The 20208-nt window shown below is 57.9% G+C and carries 21 protein-coding genes; 15 read left to right on the forward strand and 6 right to left on the reverse strand.

All coding sequences use genetic code 11. From position 1 onward, the window contains the following. Positions 1-41: 41 nt before the first annotated feature. The 3 genes from ACTG3T_RS11365 to dnaQ are packed head-to-tail and all read left to right on the forward strand — an operon-like array spanning position 42 to position 2156. The gene (locus ACTG3T_RS11365) at positions 42-935 is read left to right on the forward strand and encodes a class I SAM-dependent methyltransferase (protein WP_439102390.1); all 894 of its coding nucleotides are present in this window, start codon (positions 42-44) and stop codon (positions 933-935) included. 28 nt (positions 936-963) lie between these two features. Further along, entirely contained in the window at positions 964-1401 is a 438-nt protein-coding gene (gene rnhA / locus ACTG3T_RS11370) for a ribonuclease HI (protein ID WP_439102391.1), read from the forward strand. A 32-nt stretch (positions 1402-1433) separates the two neighbouring features. Next, entirely contained in the window at positions 1434-2156 is a 723-nt protein-coding gene (dnaQ, locus tag ACTG3T_RS11375; RefSeq protein ID WP_439102392.1) for a DNA polymerase III subunit epsilon, read from the forward strand. Between the two features lie 38 nt (positions 2157-2194). Here the strand turns inward: dnaQ and nhaB are convergent, their stop codons facing one another. Further along, positions 2195-3700 (reverse strand): sodium/proton antiporter NhaB, encoded by a 1506-nt coding sequence (gene nhaB / locus ACTG3T_RS11380; protein ID WP_439102393.1) that lies wholly within the window; start codon positions 3698-3700, stop codon positions 2195-2197. A gap of 208 nt (positions 3701-3908) precedes the next feature. Between nhaB and nudC the strand changes: the two genes are divergently transcribed. The 8 genes from nudC to ACTG3T_RS11420 all read left to right on the forward strand — a co-directional run bounded on the left by nudC (position 3909) and on the right by ACTG3T_RS11420 (position 10154). Next, positions 3909-4727 carry an NAD(+) diphosphatase gene (nudC, locus tag ACTG3T_RS11385; RefSeq protein ID WP_439102394.1) on the forward strand — a complete coding sequence of 273 codons (819 nt, stop codon included), beginning with the start codon at positions 3909-3911 and terminating at the stop codon, positions 4725-4727. Between the two features lie 30 nt (positions 4728-4757). Then, entirely contained in the window at positions 4758-5825 is a 1068-nt protein-coding gene (gene sohB, locus ACTG3T_RS11390; protein WP_439102395.1) for a protease SohB, read from the forward strand. Between the two features lie 53 nt (positions 5826-5878). Beyond that, positions 5879-6283, forward strand: coding sequence for a DUF2237 family protein (locus ACTG3T_RS11395; protein ID WP_439102396.1), 405 nt, complete (start codon positions 5879-5881; stop codon positions 6281-6283). 22 nt (positions 6284-6305) lie between these two features. After that, the gene (locus tag ACTG3T_RS11400) at positions 6306-6809 is read left to right on the forward strand and encodes a hypothetical protein (RefSeq protein ID WP_439102397.1); all 504 of its coding nucleotides are present in this window, start codon (positions 6306-6308) and stop codon (positions 6807-6809) included. A 17-nt stretch (positions 6810-6826) separates the two neighbouring features. Next, positions 6827-7003 carry a hypothetical protein gene (locus tag ACTG3T_RS11405; RefSeq protein WP_439102398.1) on the forward strand — a complete coding sequence of 59 codons (177 nt, stop codon included), beginning with the start codon at positions 6827-6829 and terminating at the stop codon, positions 7001-7003. A gap of 134 nt (positions 7004-7137) precedes the next feature. Continuing rightward, positions 7138-8517, forward strand: a complete 1380-nt coding sequence (locus tag ACTG3T_RS11410; RefSeq protein WP_439102399.1) for an amidohydrolase — start codon at positions 7138-7140, stop codon at positions 8515-8517. Further along, positions 8514-9770 (forward strand): amidohydrolase family protein, encoded by a 1257-nt coding sequence (locus ACTG3T_RS11415; protein WP_439102400.1) that lies wholly within the window; start codon positions 8514-8516, stop codon positions 9768-9770. The genes ACTG3T_RS11410 and ACTG3T_RS11415 overlap by 4 nt, the downstream gene beginning before the upstream one ends. Positions 9771-9800: 30 nt before the next feature. Then, on the forward strand, positions 9801-10154 hold the full coding sequence (locus ACTG3T_RS11420; protein ID WP_439102401.1) for a tRNA-binding protein: 354 nt from the start codon (positions 9801-9803) through the stop codon (positions 10152-10154). A gap of 22 nt (positions 10155-10176) precedes the next feature. Here the strand turns inward: ACTG3T_RS11420 and ACTG3T_RS11425 are convergent, their stop codons facing one another. The 5 genes from ACTG3T_RS11425 to ACTG3T_RS11445 are packed head-to-tail and all read right to left on the reverse strand — an operon-like array spanning position 10177 to position 15004. Then, the gene (locus ACTG3T_RS11425) at positions 10177-10395 is read right to left on the reverse strand and encodes a hypothetical protein (RefSeq protein ID WP_439102402.1); all 219 of its coding nucleotides are present in this window, start codon (positions 10393-10395) and stop codon (positions 10177-10179) included. Beyond that, on the reverse strand, positions 10392-12119 hold the full coding sequence (locus tag ACTG3T_RS11430) for a SulP family inorganic anion transporter (RefSeq protein WP_439102403.1): 1728 nt from the start codon (positions 12117-12119) through the stop codon (positions 10392-10394). Before ACTG3T_RS11430 ends, ACTG3T_RS11425 begins: the two co-directional genes overlap by 4 nt. Further along, entirely contained in the window at positions 12116-13807 is a 1692-nt protein-coding gene (locus ACTG3T_RS11435; RefSeq protein ID WP_439102404.1) for a TIGR01244 family sulfur transferase, read from the reverse strand. The genes ACTG3T_RS11430 and ACTG3T_RS11435 overlap by 4 nt, the downstream gene beginning before the upstream one ends. A 4-nt stretch (positions 13808-13811) precedes the next feature. Continuing rightward, a complete protein-coding gene (locus ACTG3T_RS11440) occupies positions 13812-14714 on the reverse strand; it encodes an MBL fold metallo-hydrolase (protein ID WP_439102405.1) in 903 nt (300 codons plus the stop codon). Further along, entirely contained in the window at positions 14711-15004 is a 294-nt protein-coding gene (locus tag ACTG3T_RS11445; RefSeq protein WP_439102406.1) for a hypothetical protein, read from the reverse strand. The genes ACTG3T_RS11440 and ACTG3T_RS11445 overlap by 4 nt, the downstream gene beginning before the upstream one ends. A 132-nt stretch (positions 15005-15136) precedes the next feature. On the opposite strand from ACTG3T_RS11445, the gene ACTG3T_RS11450 reads away from it, so the two are divergent. The 4 genes from ACTG3T_RS11450 to ACTG3T_RS11465 all read left to right on the forward strand — a co-directional run. After that, entirely contained in the window at positions 15137-16282 is a 1146-nt protein-coding gene (locus tag ACTG3T_RS11450; RefSeq protein ID WP_439102407.1) for an acetyl-CoA C-acyltransferase, read from the forward strand. Positions 16283-16290: 8 nt separating this feature from the next. Continuing rightward, positions 16291-17994, forward strand: a complete 1704-nt coding sequence (paaN, locus tag ACTG3T_RS11455) for a phenylacetic acid degradation protein PaaN (protein ID WP_439102408.1) — start codon at positions 16291-16293, stop codon at positions 17992-17994. After that, positions 17991-19217 (forward strand): thiolase family protein, encoded by a 1227-nt coding sequence (locus tag ACTG3T_RS11460; RefSeq protein ID WP_439102409.1) that lies wholly within the window; start codon positions 17991-17993, stop codon positions 19215-19217. Before paaN ends, ACTG3T_RS11460 begins: the two co-directional genes overlap by 4 nt. Positions 19218-19286: 69 nt before the next feature. Beyond that, a partial coding sequence (locus ACTG3T_RS11465; RefSeq protein ID WP_439102410.1) for an NAD(P)H-dependent flavin oxidoreductase occupies positions 19287-20208 on the forward strand: 922 nt, incomplete at its 3' end.

Here is a 20208-nt window from a genome sequence, read left to right on the forward strand (position 1 = left end):
ACACACTGGCTACTCTCATCACCGTGAAGAGCGTCGCGAACATGCAGTCTATCGAGATTTCCCGAGCTCTGGAATCCTGGTACGCCAGAGATTCTGGCGAGGAGCTTTGCAGCGCCATTGTCCAGCGTCTGGAGCCTGTGCTTGCCCTGTCGTTTGGTTATCACATTCTGCAGATTGGGCCGCTAGCCCATCGCAGCCTAATCGCAGATAGCCCCATAAACCACCATATCTTTGCAAGCGGCGCTATTCAGGCAAGCGGCGCTATTCAGGCAAGCAGCGCTATTCAGGCAGACGGCGCTGACCGCCGTGCGTCGCTGTACTGTCACGGCGATGAGCTACCGCTGGAGAGTGACAGCGTTGATACGGTCGTCGCATTTCACGCCCTGGAATTTGACGAACATCCCCATGGGAGTCTGCGGGAAATGCAGCGCGTGCTGCGGCCCCATGGACATCTTATTGTTGTGGGTTTTAATCCCTACAGCCTGCTGGGGGCTCTGCAGTACACCCGTGGTATGCGCAAGAGCAGTCTCTGGAACAGGGAACGGCATCGCCCCGTGAGCCTCCATCGCTTGACAGATTGGCTGCGCCTGCTGGACTGCGAACTGGAAAGCGCACAACATCTGTTTCCCATACCGCTGGCGGGACGATACGCTAAAGCGGGTAGTGTCGGTAAAGCAGGTGAACCATCGCAAAGGGGACAGGGCCGCTGGCGACAGCTGGTGGGGCGGATAGATGAGTGGGCGGCCGATCATAATCTGCCCGGTGGCAGTGTCTATATCGCCCACGCCATCAAACAGATCGCCGGCGTACGGCGACCCCGAAGCCTGCGCGTTCGGGCTAAAGAGAGCTTCCGCGGGCTGGGTGTTGCGGGCAGACCCGCACCGGCCCCGGCCCCCCAGCAGCCGCGGACAGATAACAGTGACCTGGCCGCCTGAGGCTTTTTACTTTAACCCCTGAGACTTTATGAAACGCGTTGAACTGTTTACCGATGGAGCCTGTCGAGGAAACCCCGGTCCCGGCGGCTGGGGCGCGCTGTTGGTTTACGGCACAAAGGAGCGCGAACTCTATGGCGGGGCGGCCGACACCACCAACAACCGCATGGAACTCAGCGCGGCGATTGAGGGACTCGCTGCCATAAGCGAGCCCTGTGCCGTAAAGCTGGTCACGGACTCTACCTACGTGATGAAAGGGATCACCGAGTGGCTGCCCAACTGGAAACGCCGTGGCTGGAAAACCGCCGCCAAAAAACCGGTGGCCAATGCGGATCTTTGGCAACGTCTTGAGGCCGAGTGCGAACGCCATAGCATCGAGTGGGAGTGGGTGAAGGGTCACAGCGGTCACCCCGGCAATGAGAGGGCGGACGCCCTGGCAAATAAAGCTATCGACGAAATGCTTTCCTAAAGGAAACCCAAAAGGGAACCTGGATTACTGCTATGCGACAAATCGTTCTGGACACGGAGACCACCGGCCTCGAGGTCAGTCAGGGCCACCGGATTATCGAGATAGGCTGTGTAGAGATGGAGAACCGTCAGCTCACGGGACGACATTTCCATCGCTATATCAATCCCGAGCGGGATATCGACGCCGGCGCCATCGAGGTGCACGGCATTACTGCGACCTTCCTCGCCGACAAACCCGTATTCTCTGCTGTGGCGAGGGACTTCATCGAATTTGTGGATGGCGCAGAGTTGATTATCCACAATGCGCCCTTTGACATTGGTTTTCTTGACAGCGAACTGAGCCGTCTGGATGCGTCGGCGACACCGCTGGCCAAACGCTGCGAGGTTACCGACACGCTGATCATGGCGCGAAGCCGCCATCCGGGGCAGCGCAACAGCCTGGATGCGCTGTGTGGACGCTATGGCGTAGACAACTCCAGCCGGGATCTCCACGGCGCCTTACTCGATGCCGAGATTCTCGCGGATGTCTATCTGACCATGACCGGCGGACAGACCGCCCTTGCTTTGGGTGGCAATGATGACGACAACCAGGGGCGTGCCCGGGTTCGGGGTCTCCGTCGCTTACCCGCAGACCGGGTGCGTCTTCCAGTTATACAACCCACTGATGAAGAGCTCGCGGCCCATGAGGCGCAGCTGGACAGCATCGCCTCGGCCGGAGCAGAACCGCTGTGGCGACAGGCCCGCAGCGGCAGCTAGCCCTTAGGGGCTGAGTCCCCCCGGCAGAGAAGTGCCTCCTAGATAAAGGCGGTCACACAAGCCAAGCCCACTCCACCCATGACGATGGTGTACGGCAGGGCCATGATCACCATGCGTCCATAGGACAGGCGGATAAGCGGTGCCAATGCTGATGTCAGCAGAAACAGAAAGGCGGCCTGCCCGTTGGGCGTTGCCACGCTGGGCAGGTTTGTGCCGGTGTTGATGGCAACGGCAAGCTGATCGAACTCCGCACGGCTGATCGACCCTGCATCCAGTGCCATTTTCACTTCGTTGATATATACCGTGGCCACAAAAACATTGTCACTGATCATCGATAGCACGCCGTTGGCAATAAAGAACATACCCGGCCTGATCGTAGAATCCATGGCGAGCACTGCATCGATCACCGGCGTAAACAAATGCTGATCGTGAATCACTGCAACAATGGCAAAGAAAACTACCAACAGGGCGGTGAAGGGCAGGGCCTCCTCGAAGGCATGACCAATTTGGTGCTCTTCCACGATGCCGTTAAAGGCCGTAAGCAGAACAATGACCATAAGGCCGATGAGGCCCACTGCTGCCCAATGCATAGCGAGCCCAAGCACCAGAATCACCGCCACGAGTGCCTGGACCACCAAGCGGGCAACATCGCGGGTGTCGCGCTTCTCATCGGCATTTTCCTGAAACTCATTGAGCACCAGACGGACTGACGCCGGCAGCTTGGCGCCGTAGCCGAACTTACCGCTCCACTCGAGGAGTGCGCAGGTCATGAGGCCACAGGCAAGCACCGGCATGGTCACGGGCGCCATGACTGTCACAAACTTGATGAAATCCCAATCGGCGACGGAGGCGATGAGCAAGTTCTGCGGCTCGCCGACCAGCGTGCACACACCGCCAAGGGCAGTGCCCACGGCACCGTGCATCAACAGTGAGCGGAGGAAGGCGCGAAAGTCTTCGAGATCTTCTTTGTGGTTTGCCTGAACGTCCACGTCGCTCCCGTGGTCATGCGTGTCGTGGTGAGAACCTTTGCCTGAGGCGACCTTGTGGTACACAGAATAAAACCCCACACCCACGCTGATAAGAACCGCGGTGACCGTCAATGCATCGAGGAAAGCGGAAAGAAAGGCGGCGACAAGGCTGAAAAGCAGGGATAGAACGATTTTGGACTTAACTTTCAAAAGAATTCGCGTGAAGACAAAGAGCAGCAAATCCTTCATGAAGTAAATGCCGGCGACCATGAACATCAAAAGCAGGATGACTTCAAAGTTCGCTTCCGTCTCGTGGAACACCGAGTGCGGGCTCGTCATACCAAGTATCACGGCCTCGATGGCTAACAGCCCTCCGGGCTGCAGGGGGTAGCATCGCAGGGCGAGGGCGAGGGTAAAAATGAACTCGCCAATCAGCACCCAGCCCGTGGCAAAGGGACCAATGGTATAGAGCAAAACAGGATTTATCACTAAAAAGGCAATGATGGCCTTCTTGTACCAGCCAGGTGATGGCCCAAGAAAATTATGCCAAAACGCCTGTGTTGCGGATGCGCTCATGGGTTTTCCTCTTAATATTAGACCGGCAAGTGTACGGTATTGCCGGGATTCACGTAAGACGCCGCGGGCGAATCTTTGGGCGAAACACGGTCGGCGGGTGGCCACTCTGCCCCTTGCGACGGGCGTCGGCGGTGCATAGGATAGCGCCCCTTTCCCTGATGTGCCCTCGGCGGACTAAATCCGCACTGCACCCGGAGTTTTTCAAGCTATGCTGGACCTCGATCAGCCCGCCCCCGATCATCGCAAGGATGCGCTGCATATCGTGTTTCAGCGCGGGAAGCTGGTGATGGATATGCGCTCCCGGGAGCCGTGTATCCTCACCGATACGGACCTCGCACAAAACCGCTGGGAAGTGGCCCGGGAGCACTACATCGGTCACTGGTCAGGGCAGGCCTGCTTTGCGGTAGAAATTCGGGATATTTGCGATGTCGATGCCATGCGCTATCAGGCTGGGAGCCTCTACCAGCTGCTGGGGCGCGTCGACGACGGCGTGTTTGCTCTGGCGGGTCGTGCGGCCCAGTTGCTGGACTGGCAACGGGATCATCGATTCTGTGGCCGCTGTGGTCAGCAAATGCAGATAGCCGATGGTGAACGGGCGATGGCCTGCGGATCTTGTAAAACCCTACTCTATCCCAGAATTTCCCCCTGCGTAATCATGCTGATCACCCGGGGCGATGAGATGTTGTTAGCGCGCAATGCCCGGTTTCCTCGGCCCATGTACAGCTCCCTGGCGGGCTTCATCGAAGCGGGAGAAAGCGCCGAAGACACGCTGCGCCGCGAAGTGCGCGAAGAAGTAGGCGTAGAGGTTGCTGAGATCGAGTATTTCGGGTCCCAGTCCTGGCCCTTTCCCAATCAACTGATGCTTGGCTATTTTGCCGAGTACGCCAGCGGCGATATCACACCGGATCTTGACGAGATTGCCGAGGCCAACTGGTACCACCCCAACGATCTGCCCCCGGTACCCCCACCATCATCTATTGCCGGTCAGCTCATTCAGTATCACTGCCGCCGCGTACAGTCGCGCTAGAGCGGCAGCACTTCACCTTCAGGAAACACTATGGAATTTTTATCTGAGTACGGTCTCTTTCTGGCAAAGGCGATAACCATCGTTGTGTCCGTGGGCCTCATCGTTTTGCTGATCGCAGCAGCGTCCCAGCGTCACCGCGGTGAAACTAGCGGTCATATTGAGGTGCACAAACTCAACGATCGCTACAAAGATCTCCGGGAGACGCTGCGAGACGCAACCCTGGATCCTGCCCTGCGCAAGGAATCACAAAAGGCCGAGAAAAAAGCCGAGAAAAAGAAAACCAAAGAAGAAGCCAAGGCGGCAAAGAAGCATGTGAAGTCCGGCAATGAGGAACCCTCCGAGCAGCCGCGGCTCTACGTGCTGGACTTCGATGGCGATATTCGCGCCTCGGCAGTCGAAGAACTCAGGGAGGAGGTCTCAACGCTGCTCAGCGAATTGCGAGATAACGACGAAGTTCTTGTTCGCCTGGAAAGTGGCGGCGGCATGGTCCACAGCTACGGTCTGGCCTCCAGCCAGCTCCAACGTATTCGCAACAAGGGCGCCAAGCTGACCGTGGCGGTGGACAAGGTCGCGGCGAGCGGCGGCTACATGATGGCCTGTGTGGCCAACCAGATCATCGCAGCACCGTTTGCCATCATTGGCTCTATCGGGGTGATTGCCCAGCTTCCTAATTTCCATCGGGTGCTGAAAAAGAACGACATTGATTTTGAAGTGCTCACAGCGGGCGAGTACAAACGAACGCTGACAATTTTTGGTGAGAACACCGACAAGGGACGGGACAAGTTCAAAGAGGAGCTTGAGGACACTCACGTACTCTTCAAGCAGTTTGTCAAAGAAAACCGCGAAGTTGTTGATATTGATAACGTTGCCACCGGTGAAACCTGGTACGGGCAGCGCGCCAAGGCTGTGAACCTGGTGGATGCGCTGCAGACCTCCGATGAGTACATTCAGGACAAGCTGGCCACTCATGGCGTGTATGAACTGAACTACGTGCCTCGCAAAAACTGGCAGCAGAAGCTGGGCATTGCCGCCGAGAACGCGCTGGAGCGGGGCTTTTTGAAGCTTTGGCAGGCGTCACTTACACGCCCGAAGCAATAAGATTTGATTGCCGCAATGGGCGTCGGTGATGTCCATCGCGTGACAGGTGGTTCATGAACAACGGAATCATGGAGCAAACCATGGAGCAGGCGGAATCATTGAATGTGTTCTCTGAGCCCCTGGAGAGCTGCAGCACCGATCCGGTCACCGGGTTTTTCCGCGATGGCTGCTGCAACACCAACACCCAGGACGTGGGGTCCCATACCGTATGCGTAGCCCTCACTCTGGAGTTTCTCGAGTACTCCCGCAGCAGGGGCAATGACCTGATGACGCCGGTGCCCCAGTTTGGTTTCCCGGGTCTGTCGGAGGGGCAGCGCTGGTGTCTCTGCGCATCCCGCTGGCTGGAAGCGCACAAGGCGGGAAAAGCGCCGCGGGTGTATTTGCGGCGCACCCATCTTCGGGCGCTGGACACCGTGCCTATGGAAACACTGCGCGAATACGCTATCGATCTGAGCTGACGGCTCAACCAGGAATCCCCAGATGAGACACCTCCGCACAGGATCCGGGCGATGTGCTGCCGCTTTATCGCTGGCGATGGCCGTGGCAACACTGTCAGGCTGTGAGAAAGAGAACACGCCGGTTTCTCCAGCGCAGAACCCGGTCGATGAAAGCTCTGCCCATGCCGCCGCACCCGCACCGGCACCCACGCCTGAGGGGACGGACCTGTGGCGTTGGATACCCGGCTCAGAAAGCACGGGTAGATTCACTGCCACGGACGAAGAGAGCGAGTTCTCGCCGACACCTATTCCCGACAGCGACGGCGGCGTCAGCTATATCCGCTCGCGGACTAACACCAGCGGTCGGCTCTGGCGTATGCCGCGACAAGGCGCTGATGCGGCAATTATTTTCCCAGACATCGGCCCCGTGGGCTATCACGCCTGGTTTGACGCTGATCACCTCGCCTCGTGGCTGCTGCAGGAACCCTCTCTCCTACAGCTGATGAAAATCAGCACCGGTGAGGCGCAGCCTATTGCCAGGGGGTAGGGCGATCCCCTCAGTCCGTGCCCAATCGTCGCGCGGTGAGCTTCACGCGGCCGACTGATGAGGGCACGCTATTGGAAGTCTACGATCTTGATAAGGGTGCCAGCGAAACGCTGACGCTGCTGCCAGACGGAGGAGAGTTCCACGCCTGGATGTCGGATGGGCAGCTTCTGAGCACCGCGGGTTCGACACCCTGAGCCCTTAGCTTGCAGCTCAGCCTCTTTCCGAAAAATGGCATGCCGGCGTTGAAACGCCAAAGGCCTCGACATAAGTGGCGAGGCCTGTATTGTTAGAGGCAGTGTAACTACGCCATGAGAGGCATCCGCAAGCAATGAAGAAACTTATCTACCATGCCCTTGGGCCTGTTCTGAAAGCGACGACCACATTGATGGTGTCGGTGGCCGCGGCGACGCTTCACGCCCAACCCTATCCATCGACTTATGAAGCGCCGAAAGCGTCCCCGCTGTTGATCGAAAACGTCACGGCACTCACCGGCGATGGCCGACGCCTCGACCAAACGGCGGTGTATGTCGCTGACGGTGTGATTCAGTGGGTGGGCGAGGGAGACAGCACCGCCGACGCCGTAGTAATCGACGGCAGCGATCTTTGGCTGACACCGGGCATTATCGATGTGCACTCCCATCTGGGTGTTTATCCCAGCCCCGGTGTCGAGGCACACTCTGACGGCAACGAATCGACCGCACCTGTTACCGCGGAAGTATGGGCCGAACACAGCATCTGGCCTCAGGACCCCGGCTTTGTTCGTGCGCTCGCGGGCGGCGTCACCACGTTGCAGGTGCTCCCGGGCTCGGCGAATTTGTTTGGTGGCCGTGGTGTCACCATCAAGAACAGCCTTTCCGGTAGCTATCAGGGAATGAAATTTCCGGAGGCACCCTATGGCCTCAAAATGGCCTGCGGTGAGAACCCCAAACGCGTCTATGGCAGTCGTAAGTCGGCGCCCTCTACGCGTATGGGTAACGTCGCGGGCTACCGGGAAGCGTGGATTCGCGCCCAGAAATACATTGATGACTGGGCGGCCTACGAGGAGTCCGGTAAAGACGACAAAAAAGCACCTGTGCGGGATCTGGAACTGGAAACCCTTGCAGGAGTGCTCAATGGTGAAATCATTGTTCACATGCACTGCTATCGGGCCGACGAGATGATGACCGTACTCGATATGGCTGATGAGTTCGGCTACGAGGTGGGCAGTTTTCACCATGGTGTAGAGGCTTATAAAGTAGCGGATCGTCTTGCTGAAGAGGGAGTGTGTGGCGCTCTGTGGGCGGACTGGTGGGGATTCAAGATGGAGGCCTACGACGGCATCATGGAAAACCTCGCGTTGGTAGACCGGCCCGAGGGCAGTTGCGCAGTGGTGCACTCAGACTCGTCGGAGGGCATACAGCGGTTGAATCAGGAAGCCGCGAAGGCGATGTCGCGAGGGCAGCGCATGGGCTTGGACATTCCGCCGGAGCGAGCGATCCGCTGGATCACCGAAAACGCTGCAAAGTCATTGGGTATTGATGACGTCACGGGCACCATTGCGCCGGGCAAGATGGCCGATCTGGTGCTTTGGGACGGTAACCCCATGAGTGTGTACACCCGCGCCCAACGGGTCTTTATCGACGGGGTCCTGAAGTTTGACCGCAACGACCCGGCCCTGATTCCGGTAACCGACTTTGAACTGGGGCAACTCCTGGAGGCAGCACAATGAAACCGACCATTTTGCTTCTTGTAACTGCACTCCTGGCACCTTTCGCAGGCGCCCAGGACTTACTTATTCGCAATGCCTCCATTCACACCATGAACGCTGACGGAGAGCTTATCGATGGTGATGTTCTGGTTCTCGACGGCAGGATCAAAAGGGTAGGCCGCGATCTCAAGGCTGATGATGATGTATCGGTTATTGATGCGCAGGGCCGACCGGTAACTCCCGCGTTTTTTGCGGGGATCAGTGCGACAGGACTAGCCGATGTGGGCGCCGTAGACGACTCTGTGGACAGTCAACTGCGTGAGATCTACACCGGTCTCATGCACCCGGAGTTTGATGTGCGCGTCGCCTATAACCCCCATTCGGCGGTGGTGCCGGTCACACGAATAGAGGGTTTTGGATACACGCTATTGTCTGCGGAGGCGGGTGACCGCACACTCGCAGGTAGTGGGGGGCTCGTTCGCCTGGATGGCGGTTACGACAGTTTTGAAGGTGATCGCGTCGTGTTCGTTGATCTAAGTGGGGACGCGGCTGCGGAGGTCGGTGGTTCCCGTGCGGCGATCTGGATGCTGCTTCGTCAGGCCTTTGCCGAAATAGAGCAGGACGACCCGGAAGATTTGAGCCTCATTACGCCCGCAGGGCAGGAGACACTTGCGGAAGTGATCGAGGAGGGTGTCTTTGTGGTGCGTGTCCATCGAGCCAGCGATATTTTGCAGGTGCTTCGCTTTGCGGAAGAAGAGGATATACGTCTGGTGATTCAGGGTGGCCGTGAAGCCTGGATGGTTGCCAGCGAACTCGCCGCTGCGGAGGTTCCGATAGTGATTAACGCACTGGATAACCTGCCGGCAGACTTTGATTCCCTCGGAGCCCGTCTGGATAACGCAGCGCTGCTGCATGCGGCAGGGGTATCCGTGATGTTTGCAGAGGATCGCACGCCGAATGCGCGCAAGGTTCGGCAGGCCGCGGGTAACGCGGTGGCCAACGGCATGCCGGCGGATGCCGCGCTTGCTGCGCTGACACGGGTGCCCGCTGAGGTCTTTGGCGCCGATGCGCGTGTCATCGCCCCCGGGGCGCGCGCAGACCTGGTGATTTGGAGTGGCGATCCTCTGGAAGTCACCACGGCTGCTGATCAGGTGGTGCTTGGTGGAGTCGTAGACAGCATGGTGAGTCGGCAGACACTGCTCCGGGATCGATACTACGCCGAGCCCCATCCCCTGGGGCGTGCTTACATGAGCACGACGCCCCCGTCCGAATAGGTTGGGGAGCACCCTTCATGATTGGTCTGTTTGAAAGGCGATAAATTGAAAGAGATAGCCTGGTCAGACTTTGAGAGCGTAGAGCTGCGCGTAGGTCGGGTGGTGAGCGCTGAGCCATTCGAGGCGGCGCGCAACCCCGCCTACATACTGCAGGTGGATTTTGGCGAGGCTATCGGTGTCAAAAAATCCAGTGCGCAGATAACCGGGCTCTACGCGCTTGAGGATCTCGTTGGCAAGCTGGTGGTTGGGGTGATCAACTTCCCCAGGAAGCAGATTGGACCGATCATGTCCGAATGCCTCATCACCGGATTTCACAATGAGGAGGGGCAGGTGGCCCTCTGCGTTCCGGACTCGGACGTTCCCCTGGGTTCAAAGCTCTTGTGAAACGAGGCAGGGTGGGAGCCACTCAGCGTGTGCGTTTGCTGTCCTCACACAACTTACGCTGCAACATGGCCCGATTAGCCAGGGCATCCTGATCTCGGTCATCACCGAGAATGGCGGCACTTACATCATTTTGCGGATTCAAACAGGGATCGTCCTGCGTTGGCGCAAGGGTAAGAAAATAAGCGAACAGCGCGCAGCCGGCGATCAGCAATACCGACAGAATTTGCAATGCACGACTCATGAGCCTGCGTCAGGCCTGAGCGCTTCGCAGGCCTGATGCTGGGAGAGAAACACCTGGCCCGACAAATGATCAAGAAAGTCTGTGCGCTCCAGGGCGTCCATAACCGGTCCTTTTACCTCACTCAGGTGGAGCATTATGTCCTGTTCCTTGAGTCGCCGGGTAACAGCCTCCAAGGCCTCCAGGGCACTGAGATCAATGGCGTTCACGGCGGTGCATTGCAGCACAATGTGCTTTAGCTCATTGCCGTGCTCCGCAATCACGGCGTAGATGGCGCTTTCCATGTAGCCAGCATTGGCAAAGTACAGGCTTTCATCAATTCGCAGCGACACAATGCTCGGGTGGGTAATGACGTCATGTCGATTCACGTTGCGGAAGTGCTCCGTTCCCGGTACTTCACCGACGATGGCGATGTGCGGCTGCGAGGTCTTGTGCAGATGTAAAGTGATCGACGCCACAATGCCCGCCAACACACCTAACTCAACACCGAAAAACAAAGTACACAGGATCGTCACCATGACCGCCGTGAAATCACTTTTGGAATAATTCCACGCAACTTTTATCAGACCAAAATCAATCAGTGAGGTAACCGCCACGATGATTGTCGCAGCGAGAGTCGCTTTGGGGAGAAAATACAAAACCGGCGTCAGGAGCAACGCAGCTGCGGCGATACCGATAGCGGTCAGCACGCTCGCCAACTGTGTCTGGGCCCCGGCATCAAAGTTTACGACGGAGCGGGAAAACCCGCCGGTCACGGGAAAGCCACCGGATACGGCCGATGCGACATTTGCCGCCCCCAGCGCAACGAGCTCCTGGTTTGCATTGATTCTTTGTCGTCGCTTCGCAGCGAGCGTTTTACCTACTGACACTGATTCCACAAAACCAATGACGCTGATGAGCAGGGCGGAAACCACCAGCTCTGACCACAGCTCAATATTCATTGCCGGCAAGCTGAATGCAGGGAGCCCCTGGGGTACCTTACCGACCAGAGAGACCCCGAGGTTTTCGTAGCCGAACACTACGCTCGCCAACGTGGTAGCGATGATCACCAGCACCGGTCCCGCTTTTGCCAACATCGACGCTGCGCTTGAGCTTAAACCGGCACTGCGAAGCAGTGGCGCCAGTCCCGAACGCACCCAAAAGAGAAAAACGAGCGCCGCAAAACCGGTTACCGTAGTTACCGTGTTGAGCTGCGATAAGTGCGTCAGAAGCGTGCTCAGCAGTGTTGGCAGCGTTTCTCCATGGGCTTCAATTCCAAAGATGTGGCGCAGCTGCGACAGCGCAATGATGATGCCGGAGGCAGTGATAAAGCCGGAGACAACCGGATGAGAGAGGAGGTTGGCGAGATAGCCAAAACGCAACAGTCCCATGCCGATGAGCATCATTCCGGACAGCAACGCCATGGCAATGGCTGCAGAGGCATAACCCAGGGTGCCGGTAGCCGCGATCTTGCCCACCGCCGTAGCAGTCATCAGTGACACAACGGCGACAGGGCCCACGGACAGGGTACGGCTACTGCCAAAAATCGCGTAGGCCAGCAACGGCAGAATGCTGGCGTAGAGCCCCATCTCTGCGGGCAGACCAGCCAGCAGTGCGTAGGCCAGCGATTGAGGGATCAGCATGATCGTCACGATCACAGCTGCAAGACTATCGCTTGCTAGGGCCTCACGATTGTAGCTACCCAGCCAGTCCAGGGGCGGCAGCAGGCTACGAAGCCATGGCTTCATGCTTCTGCCTTACTGCGCTCCGGATTGACCATCCACTCTTTGCCCTTGAGCATCGCCTTCCAGTAGATCGGCGGCAATATCTGTTCCTTGAGGATCCAGGCCAGGCGCGTGGGGCGCTGTCCATTAAGCAGCCATCGAGGGAAACTGGGCAACAGCTTGCCGCCGTAACCGAACTCAGCCAACACGATTTTGCCGCGTTCTACCGTAAGCGGGCAGGACCCGTAGCCATTGTAATGGGCAACGCCTGATACACGATCCATGTCGTGGAGTAGGTTGTTGGCAACAATAGGTGCCTGCATGCGCGCTGCGGCGGCCGTTTTGGCGTTAGGGGCGTTCATGGCGTCACCCAGGCTCCAGATATTGGCGTAACGCTTGTGCTGGAGCGTGTTCTGATCCACGTCTATCCATCCCCCATCATCTGATAGCGGGCTTTGGCGAATGAAATCCGGCGCGGTTTGCGGTGGACAGACGTGGATCATGTCAAAGTCAGAGCTCACCTCCACGGTTTCACCATTTTCATTCTGAGTGTCGAACCAGGCGGTTTTGGAATCTCCGTCAATACGTGTCAGGCGGTGGCCAAAATTGAGCGTCGCCTGGTAGCGTTCGATGTATTCCATCAGTGCCGGGACGTATTCTTTAACCCCAAACAGCACGGGCCCGGCATTGAAAAAGCTGATATCTATGTTGTTCAGTACACCTCGGCGCCGCCAGTGATCCCCCGATAGATAGAGTGCTTTCTGAGGCGCCCCCGCACATTTGATCGGCATAGGTGGCTGGGTAAACAGTGCCTTACCTTTCTGAAGACTGCTCACAAGTTCCCAGGTGTAAGGCGCCAGGTCGTAGCGGTAATTCGAGGTGACACCGTTGCGTCCGAGGGTTTCCACAAGGCCATCAATACCGTGCCAGTCCAACTTGATGCCCGGAGCCACAATCAGCCGGTCGTAGTGAATCGGGTGACTGTCTTCGAGCAGCACGCGGTTGTTTTCGGGCTCAAAATTGCCCACGGCCGCCTTGATCCAACGCACGCCCTCGGGGATTAGGGAAGCCATGGTCTTTACCGTGTCTTCCTGACGGAAAATCCCACCACCGACCATTGTCCAGCCCGGCTGGTAGTAATGGACCTCAGCGGGATCAATGATTGCGATTGAGAGCGCCTGGGTCCGCGCCATCAGGCTGGATGCCACAGAGATGCCCGCCGCACCGGCGCCCACAATAACGATGTCGTAATGGTCCTTGGCCTTGATCGTCTCATCCACTTTGGACTCAGCCACCGGAGCGCGCCCCAGGGCATCACTGAGGTCGTAACCACACTCGCTTGCCCGTTGGAGCAGCTCGTCGCCAGCGACTCCCTGCGCCTGTTGATGGAGGCTCCACAGGGTTATAGACCGGGTGCCCGTGCGACAAAAAGCGTGAACCGGTGCCTCCAGGTGAGCCAATGCACTGGCAAAATCGGCAACATCCGCTGGAGTAAACTTACCGGACACCACGGGCACGTAGGCAATTTTGAGGCCGGCAGCTTCAGCCGCGCTTCTAATCTCCGTGATCGTCGGCTGGTCGTTTGCCTCGCCGTCAGGACGATTGCAGATCAACGATTTCACACCGGCGTCCACAAGGGTTGGAATGTCTGCCGCGGTGACCTGTGTCGACACCGAAAATGATTCGTGAACGGGGATTAGCTTAAGGCTCATTGTATTATTCCTTGGCTGCGAGGTTGGAAAGATCAGGCCCACCGAAGGCATTCAACGGGAGCTTTAGGAAGAAACGCTCATTGCTTTCTGGCGGCGGCACATGCCCCGCACGCATGTTCACCTGGAGTGACGGCAAAATAAGATTTGGCATACCAAGAGTCTGGTCACGCGCTTCGCGCATAGCGACAAATTCGCTTTCGCTGACACCTTCCTTTACATGAATATTTGCTTCGGTCTCAGCCGCGACGGTGGTCTCAAACGCCAGCTCCCGATCGTTGGGCATGTAGTCGTGACAAACAAAAATGCGGGTTTCGGCAGGCAAGGCAAGAATGCGTTTAATGGAGCGGAACAAGGTGGCCGCATCGCCCCCCGGAAAGTCACAGCGTGCGGTACCAAAGTCCGGCATAAACAGCGTATCGCCAACGAAGGCGGCATCACCCAGTACATAGACCATGCAGGCGGGGGTGTGACCCGGCGTATGCATGGCATAACCTTCGAGAGAGCCAATGTTGATGTTGTCGCCCTCAGACAGCAGCACATCAAATTGTGAGCCATCGCGAAGGAAACCGGGGTCAGCGTTAAAGACCTCGCCAAAAACGTTTTGCACCGTTTTGATGGCCGATCCGATGGCGATCTTACCGCCGAGCTTCTGCTGGAGGTAGGGGGCCGCAGAGAGGTGATCCGCGTGAACGTGCGTCTCCAGAATCCATTCTACGGCCAGCCCGTTTTCTTGTACGTGGGCAATGATGGCATCGGCTCCATCGTAGCTGACAGTACCGGAGGGGTAGTCGAGGTTGAGCACGCTGTCCACGATAGCGCAGGCCTGGCTGTCCGGGTCTTTCACGACATAGGACAAGGTGTTCGTGGGGGCATCGAAAAAGTGAGTAACATCTGCAATAGCCGTCATGGCGATAACTCCCGTGTTATATAAACAAAAAGAATATGCATATAACTAAAGTATAGCGCAATTTCCTGCCCAGAAAATTGATCTGCATCGTTTTTTGCGCTGCCTATCTTTAACGGCGTCCATAGGGGGCCAATCGTAAGCTCCATATCGATCCGATGCATGCCCGGACCCCAGCCATCCTCCAGGCGTTGACACTCCCGTGCATCGAAATGCGCGAGGAAGGGCGCCGGACAGTTTCCGTCGAAGAGCGCCAGGTTAGCCAGGGTATCGCCGGCTGCGCTGCGTACCAAGGGCATTCTGCTTGTATAAACGTACCAAGCTATGTGAGACTCAAACTCGACAACGAATGATGTGACAGCGCCATCTCAAAGGGTCTAAGCGGTCCATAAACGATCCAGATAAAACAACCGGAAAACCGAACTATGGCTGTAATTTACGATGCTGTGCGAACGCCTCGTGGCAAAGGTAAGTCCGAGGGTGGTCTTGCTGCCAGAAAACCTGATGAACTGGTTGCAGCGCTCGTGGAGGCTCTGGCAGAGAGAGGCGCGGGGCCTTTGACCCCTGACGCACTGATTCTTGGTGCCGTCGGTCAGGTTGGTGCGCAGGGCGGCAATATCGCGCTGGTATCAAAATTCCGCGCCAAGCTACCCGACAGCACCTCGGCGGTCTCGATCAATAACTTCTGTGTATCCGGTCTCACCGCCATGGGGCAGGCCCATGGCCTGGTGGAATCGGGGCAAGCTGATTCCGTGCTCGCCGGGGGGGTCGAGATGATGTCCCGCGTGCCATTCATGGCTGACAAGGCGGACTTTTACACCGACACGTCTTTACCCAACCGCAGTCGCTACCTGTTGGTTGCTCTGGCCGCTGATCGTCTGGCAGAAGATCAAAACATTAGCCGTGAGGAACTGGACACTGCGGCCTTGCGTTCTCAGCAGCGCTCTGCCGCAGCGGAGGCCACTGCACTGGTTGCCTCCCGCATCGCGGTTGATGGTTTGGATCGCGAAGAGTGTGTGAGGGTAGGTACCGCCGATTCCCTTGCGGCTATGGAGCCAGCCTTCGGTGCGGCAGCAGCGCACTACAAAGATATTCTGGGTCGGGATATTGACCACAGACACACCATCGCTCACGCCCCCCCAATTGCAGACGGCGCCGGCTTGGCGCTCATTGCGGCAGAGGGCGCCATTGATGCAAAGCCCAGAGCGCGGATTATTGCCAGCGCAGAAGTGGGTGGTGATCCTGCGGAGTCACTGACGGCCAGCTTCGGCGCGCTGGACAAGGTGCTTCGGCGCGCAGAGCTGACCCTGGATGACATGGATCGCATCGAGTTTATGGAGGCTTTTGCCGTGAGCATTGTGCAGTTCCTGCGGGACTACGACGTCTCACCGGAACGGGTCAATGTGAGTGGTGGTCATCTGGCCAAAGGTCACCCTCTGGGCGCCTCCGGCGCGATTCTTCTCTCCACGTTACTCGATGCTCTTGATGAAGCCGAGGGACGTTATGGACTCGTGGTTGCCGCCGGCGCTTCCGGCGCGGGCAGCGCAATGATCGTAGAAAGACTGGGATGACATTCACGATGACAACACAACATGAGACGCTCGTAAGCAAGCACGCGGCCACACTGGAGGCCGCCATCGATGCAGTAAACACCCGAAAAAGCTGGAGTCCCTTCAAGGACTCTCCGTCCTCCAAAATCCATGGTGAAGAAAAGCCTGCCGCGGGCAAGGCTGCTTTTGAGGCCCGCCTGAACCGGCGCTTTGAGATGGGTCTTCCGGGGATAAGCGGATGGTCGGGGGAGGAAGTTTCTCCCTTTACTCTGGACCCACTGGGTATCAGCTACCCCCTGTGTGACCCCGAGACACTCATTGCATCGGCAAAAGTGGCTATGGCCCATTGGTCCAAGGCGTCGCCAGGCTTGCGCATTGCACTGTGCCTCGAAATGGCCGAGCAGCTCTACGACAACAATTTTGAGATGGCGCACGCGGTGATGCATGTGGCGGGGCAGAGCTACACACAGGCCTTCAGTGGCTCCGGCCCGAATGCCCTTGACCGCGGCATCGAGGCGCTTGCCTACGCGGCCACGGCCATGGACAACGTTGCTCCTGAAGCCAAGTACCACCGGCAGTTTGGTCGCGATGAGGTGGCGCTGGAGAAAACCTACACGCTGGTACCCCGAGGTGTGGGACTGGTTATCTGCTGCGCCTCCTTCCCTACCTGGAACGCCTATCCGGCGATGTTTGCAAGCCTTTCCACAGGTAACCCGGTTATCGTCAAACCCCATCCCATCGCCATTCTTCCCATGGCAATTGTCGTGGAGCGCTGCCGGGCGGTGCTGTCAGAATTTGGCTTTGATCCTAATCTTGTCACTCTGGCCGTCGATACTGTGGCCGAGCCGGTTGCCGGACAGTATGTTGAGCATCCCGACGTGCAGATCATCGATTTCACCGGCAGCCCTCGCTTCGGTAGCCACCTGGAGCGGACGGTTACAGGCAAGCAGTTGTTCACCGAAACCGCCGGCGTTAACAGCGTAGTCGTGGAATCGGTTGATGACCTAGCCGAATCTATGCGGGCCATTGCCCGCGCATCGAGTTTGTTTTCGGCACAAATGTGCACCAGTCCCCAGGTGGTATTTGTGCCCAAAGATGGCATTCAGACTCGCGACGGGCACGTAAGTTTTGACGCAGTAGCGCAATGCATCGTGGATGAGGTTGATGCCCTGGCAGACAGTCCTAAAGTGGCCGCAGGCATTATGGGAGCGGTGCAGGCCCAGCTCAGTCTCGATGTGGTGGCTGAGGCGTCGGCCATGGCGGAACGAGAGGGCTTGAGCATTCTCCGACAGGGTGGCGCCTATGAGCATCCGGACTTCCCCGCGGCACGAACACGCACCATGATGGTCATCTCAGGGGATTCATCCCATCAGGCGATGTACGCCGAAGAGCGCTTCGGTCCCGTGCTCTTTATCGTGGCAACAGACAGCGCCGATGCTGCGGCGGAAGAGGCAACGGAGCTGGCAAGAACCCGCGGGACGATTTCCTGCTACATGTACTCCACCGATGACGACTTCGTTGACCGATGGGTAGATGTCTATGCCACGGTGGGCGCCAACCTCAGTATTAATCTCACCGGTGCCATGTGGATTAATTTTGCTGCCGCCTACAGTGATTATCACGTTACGGGATTGAACCCTGCAGGCAATGCCTGTCTGGCAGACCTTTCCTTTGTGGCCTCACGTTTTCGTATCGCCCAGCGCCGGCGGCCAATTAGGAAAGACGCTGCATGAGTCAGGACGTTTACGTCATCGGTGCGTCCATGACGCCCTTTGGCAAGCGTCTGGAGGAGACGGTAAAAACACTGACCGCGAGCGCCGTTTCCGCTGCACTCGCGGATGCCGGACTGCAAACCAGGGATATTCAATCCGCGTGGTTTTCAAACACGCGCCAGCCGATGCTCGAGGGACAGAATACGATTCGCGGACAGATCGCCCTGCGCGCTGCGGGCATCGAGGGGATTCCAATCATTAACGTGGAAAACGCCTGCGCCTCGGGCTCCACCGCTGCCCACCAGGCTATGACTGCAATCCGCGCAGGAATGATTGATATCGCCCTGGTCATCGGCGCCGAAAAAATGGTTTACAAAGACCGCTCGGAAAAAGTGGCGGCCGCTTTTGCCGGCGGTACCGATATTCACGACCGGCAAAGCGTTCTGGATTACATCGTCGCCATGGGGGGCGATGCCCCCGGTCCCGATCGCAGTCTGTTTATGGATTTGTATGCGGCGCAGGCGAAGGTTCACATGGAGCGCTTTGGCACCACGCAGGAGGACTTTGCACGAGTTGCTGCAAACACCCACTGCCACGGTCAGCACAATCCCAACGCCCAGTACCACACGCCGTTCACGGTAGCTGAGGTGCTGGCGGACAAAGCCATTGTGGATCCGTTTACCCGGGCGATGTGCGCACCCGTCAGCGATGGCGCGGCGGCGCTGGTGCTGTGTAGCGAGGCTGCTGCAAAGCGTCTGGGTAAATCCCGGGCGATCCGCCTCCGGTCTATCGCGTTGTTGAGCACCCAGTCACGAGACAAGTTGGATTACGAAAATCACATCAGTCGCCGGGCGTCGACGGCGGCTTACGCAGAGGCATCTATCGACCCCCGGGACATCGACGTGGTCGAGGTTCACGATGCCACGGCTTTTTCCACGGTGCAGCAGATTGAAAACCTGGGGCTATGTGCTCCCGGGGAAGTCGGCGCGCGCCTCAAGCAGGGAGATTTCACCCTGGGTGGTAAGGTGCCGGTCAATCCCTCGGGCGGTCTCCTCGCCAAGGGGCATCCCGTGGGTGCCACCGGAATCGCACAACTCTATGAGCTGGTAACTCAGCTGCGGGGCGACGCAGACGCGCGGCAAGTCGATGGGGCGCGCATTGGCGTAGCCGAAAACGGTGGGGGCTTTCTTGGCGTGGAAGAGGGCGTGACAACGGTCGCCGTCCTGGAGCGGATGGCACATTGACGCCAGACCTTCACATTCGCCGCGAAGAACCTCATGCGGCGAACCCTTCTCACCTATCAGGTTTCGATAATGGATAACCAGGATCCCCTAAAGCTACGTTTACCGGTTTTCTGTGCGCCGATGTTTCTGGTGTCCGGACCTGAGATGGTTATCGCGGCCTGCAAAGCCGGCATAGCCGGCTCATTTCCCTCGACCAACACGCGAACCATCAAAGAGCTGGATCGATGGATGGCCCGGATCTCCGGGGCGCTGTCGGACACTGATGCACCCTGGGTGATGAATCTCATCACCCATTCATCCTACACGCGCCTCGACGAAGAGCTGGAGCTCGTAGCAAAGTACAAGCCGGCCGCAGTGATCACTGCGCTGGGATCACCAAAGCCTGTTATGAGCACGGTAAAAGCCTACGGTGGTTTGGTGTTTGCCGACGTCGTAAACCTCAAGCTTGCAAAAAAAGCGGCAGACGCGGGGGTTGATGGCCTGGCCTGTATTAGTGCCGGTGCCGGCGGACACACCGGGGAGCTATCGCCTTTTGCCTTTATATCCGCCATCCGCGAGTTCTTTGATGGGTACATTGCCGTCGGTGGCGGGATCTGTGATGGAGCAGGCGTTGCCGGCGCTATCGCCGCCGGGGCGGATTACGTTTACATGGGGACTCGATTTCTGCCTACGGTAGAGAGCATGGCCCAGCAGGCTTATAAGGAGATGGTGATTGCAGCAGATTCTGAAGATCTGGTGGTGTCTGCGGCGATTACCGGCACCAAGGCGTCCTGGTTAAAAGCGAGCGTTGCACAAGCCGGTATCGACCTCAGCAGTTCCGAGGCCATGCCGCGAGATTATTCCGGCACCCATGCCAGTAAGCGCTGGCGGGATATCTGGGCAGCGGGGCAGGGGGTCGGGCGGAGTCGCGGTATAGAACCTCTGGCTGACATCGTTGATGATCTGGAAAAAGAATATCGCGATGCCATCGCTCGCTTTCAGAGAATGACCA

The sequence above is a fragment of the Congregibacter sp. genome, from assembly GCF_965660375.1.
Lineage (GTDB): Bacteria > Pseudomonadota > Gammaproteobacteria > Pseudomonadales > Halieaceae > Congregibacter.

Coding starts and splice junctions, on each gene's coding strand:
- ACTG3T_RS11365 (WP_439102390.1), top strand. CDS start 42: ATGCAGTCTATCGAGATTTCCCGAGCTCTGGAATCCTGGTACGCCAGA.
- rnhA (WP_439102391.1), top strand. CDS start 964: ATGAAACGCGTTGAACTGTTTACCGATGGAGCCTGTCGAGGAAACCCC.
- dnaQ (WP_439102392.1), top strand. CDS start 1,434: ATGCGACAAATCGTTCTGGACACGGAGACCACCGGCCTCGAGGTCAGT.
- nhaB (WP_439102393.1), bottom strand. CDS start 3,700: ATGAGCGCATCCGCAACACAGGCGTTTTGGCATAATTTTCTTGGGCCA.
- nudC (WP_439102394.1), top strand. CDS start 3,909: ATGCTGGACCTCGATCAGCCCGCCCCCGATCATCGCAAGGATGCGCTG.
- sohB (WP_439102395.1), top strand. CDS start 4,758: ATGGAATTTTTATCTGAGTACGGTCTCTTTCTGGCAAAGGCGATAACC.
- ACTG3T_RS11395 (WP_439102396.1), top strand. CDS start 5,879: ATGAACAACGGAATCATGGAGCAAACCATGGAGCAGGCGGAATCATTG.
- ACTG3T_RS11400 (WP_439102397.1), top strand. CDS start 6,306: ATGAGACACCTCCGCACAGGATCCGGGCGATGTGCTGCCGCTTTATCG.
- ACTG3T_RS11410 (WP_439102399.1), top strand. CDS start 7,138: ATGAAGAAACTTATCTACCATGCCCTTGGGCCTGTTCTGAAAGCGACG.
- ACTG3T_RS11415 (WP_439102400.1), top strand. CDS start 8,514: ATGAAACCGACCATTTTGCTTCTTGTAACTGCACTCCTGGCACCTTTC.
- ACTG3T_RS11425 (WP_439102402.1), bottom strand. CDS start 10,395: ATGAGTCGTGCATTGCAAATTCTGTCGGTATTGCTGATCGCCGGCTGC.
- ACTG3T_RS11430 (WP_439102403.1), bottom strand. CDS start 12,119: ATGAAGCCATGGCTTCGTAGCCTGCTGCCGCCCCTGGACTGGCTGGGT.
- ACTG3T_RS11435 (WP_439102404.1), bottom strand. CDS start 13,807: ATGAGCCTTAAGCTAATCCCCGTTCACGAATCATTTTCGGTGTCGACA.
- ACTG3T_RS11440 (WP_439102405.1), bottom strand. CDS start 14,714: ATGACGGCTATTGCAGATGTTACTCACTTTTTCGATGCCCCCACGAAC.
- ACTG3T_RS11450 (WP_439102407.1), top strand. CDS start 15,137: ATGGCTGTAATTTACGATGCTGTGCGAACGCCTCGTGGCAAAGGTAAG.
- paaN (WP_439102408.1), top strand. CDS start 16,291: ATGACAACACAACATGAGACGCTCGTAAGCAAGCACGCGGCCACACTG.
- ACTG3T_RS11460 (WP_439102409.1), top strand. CDS start 17,991: ATGAGTCAGGACGTTTACGTCATCGGTGCGTCCATGACGCCCTTTGGC.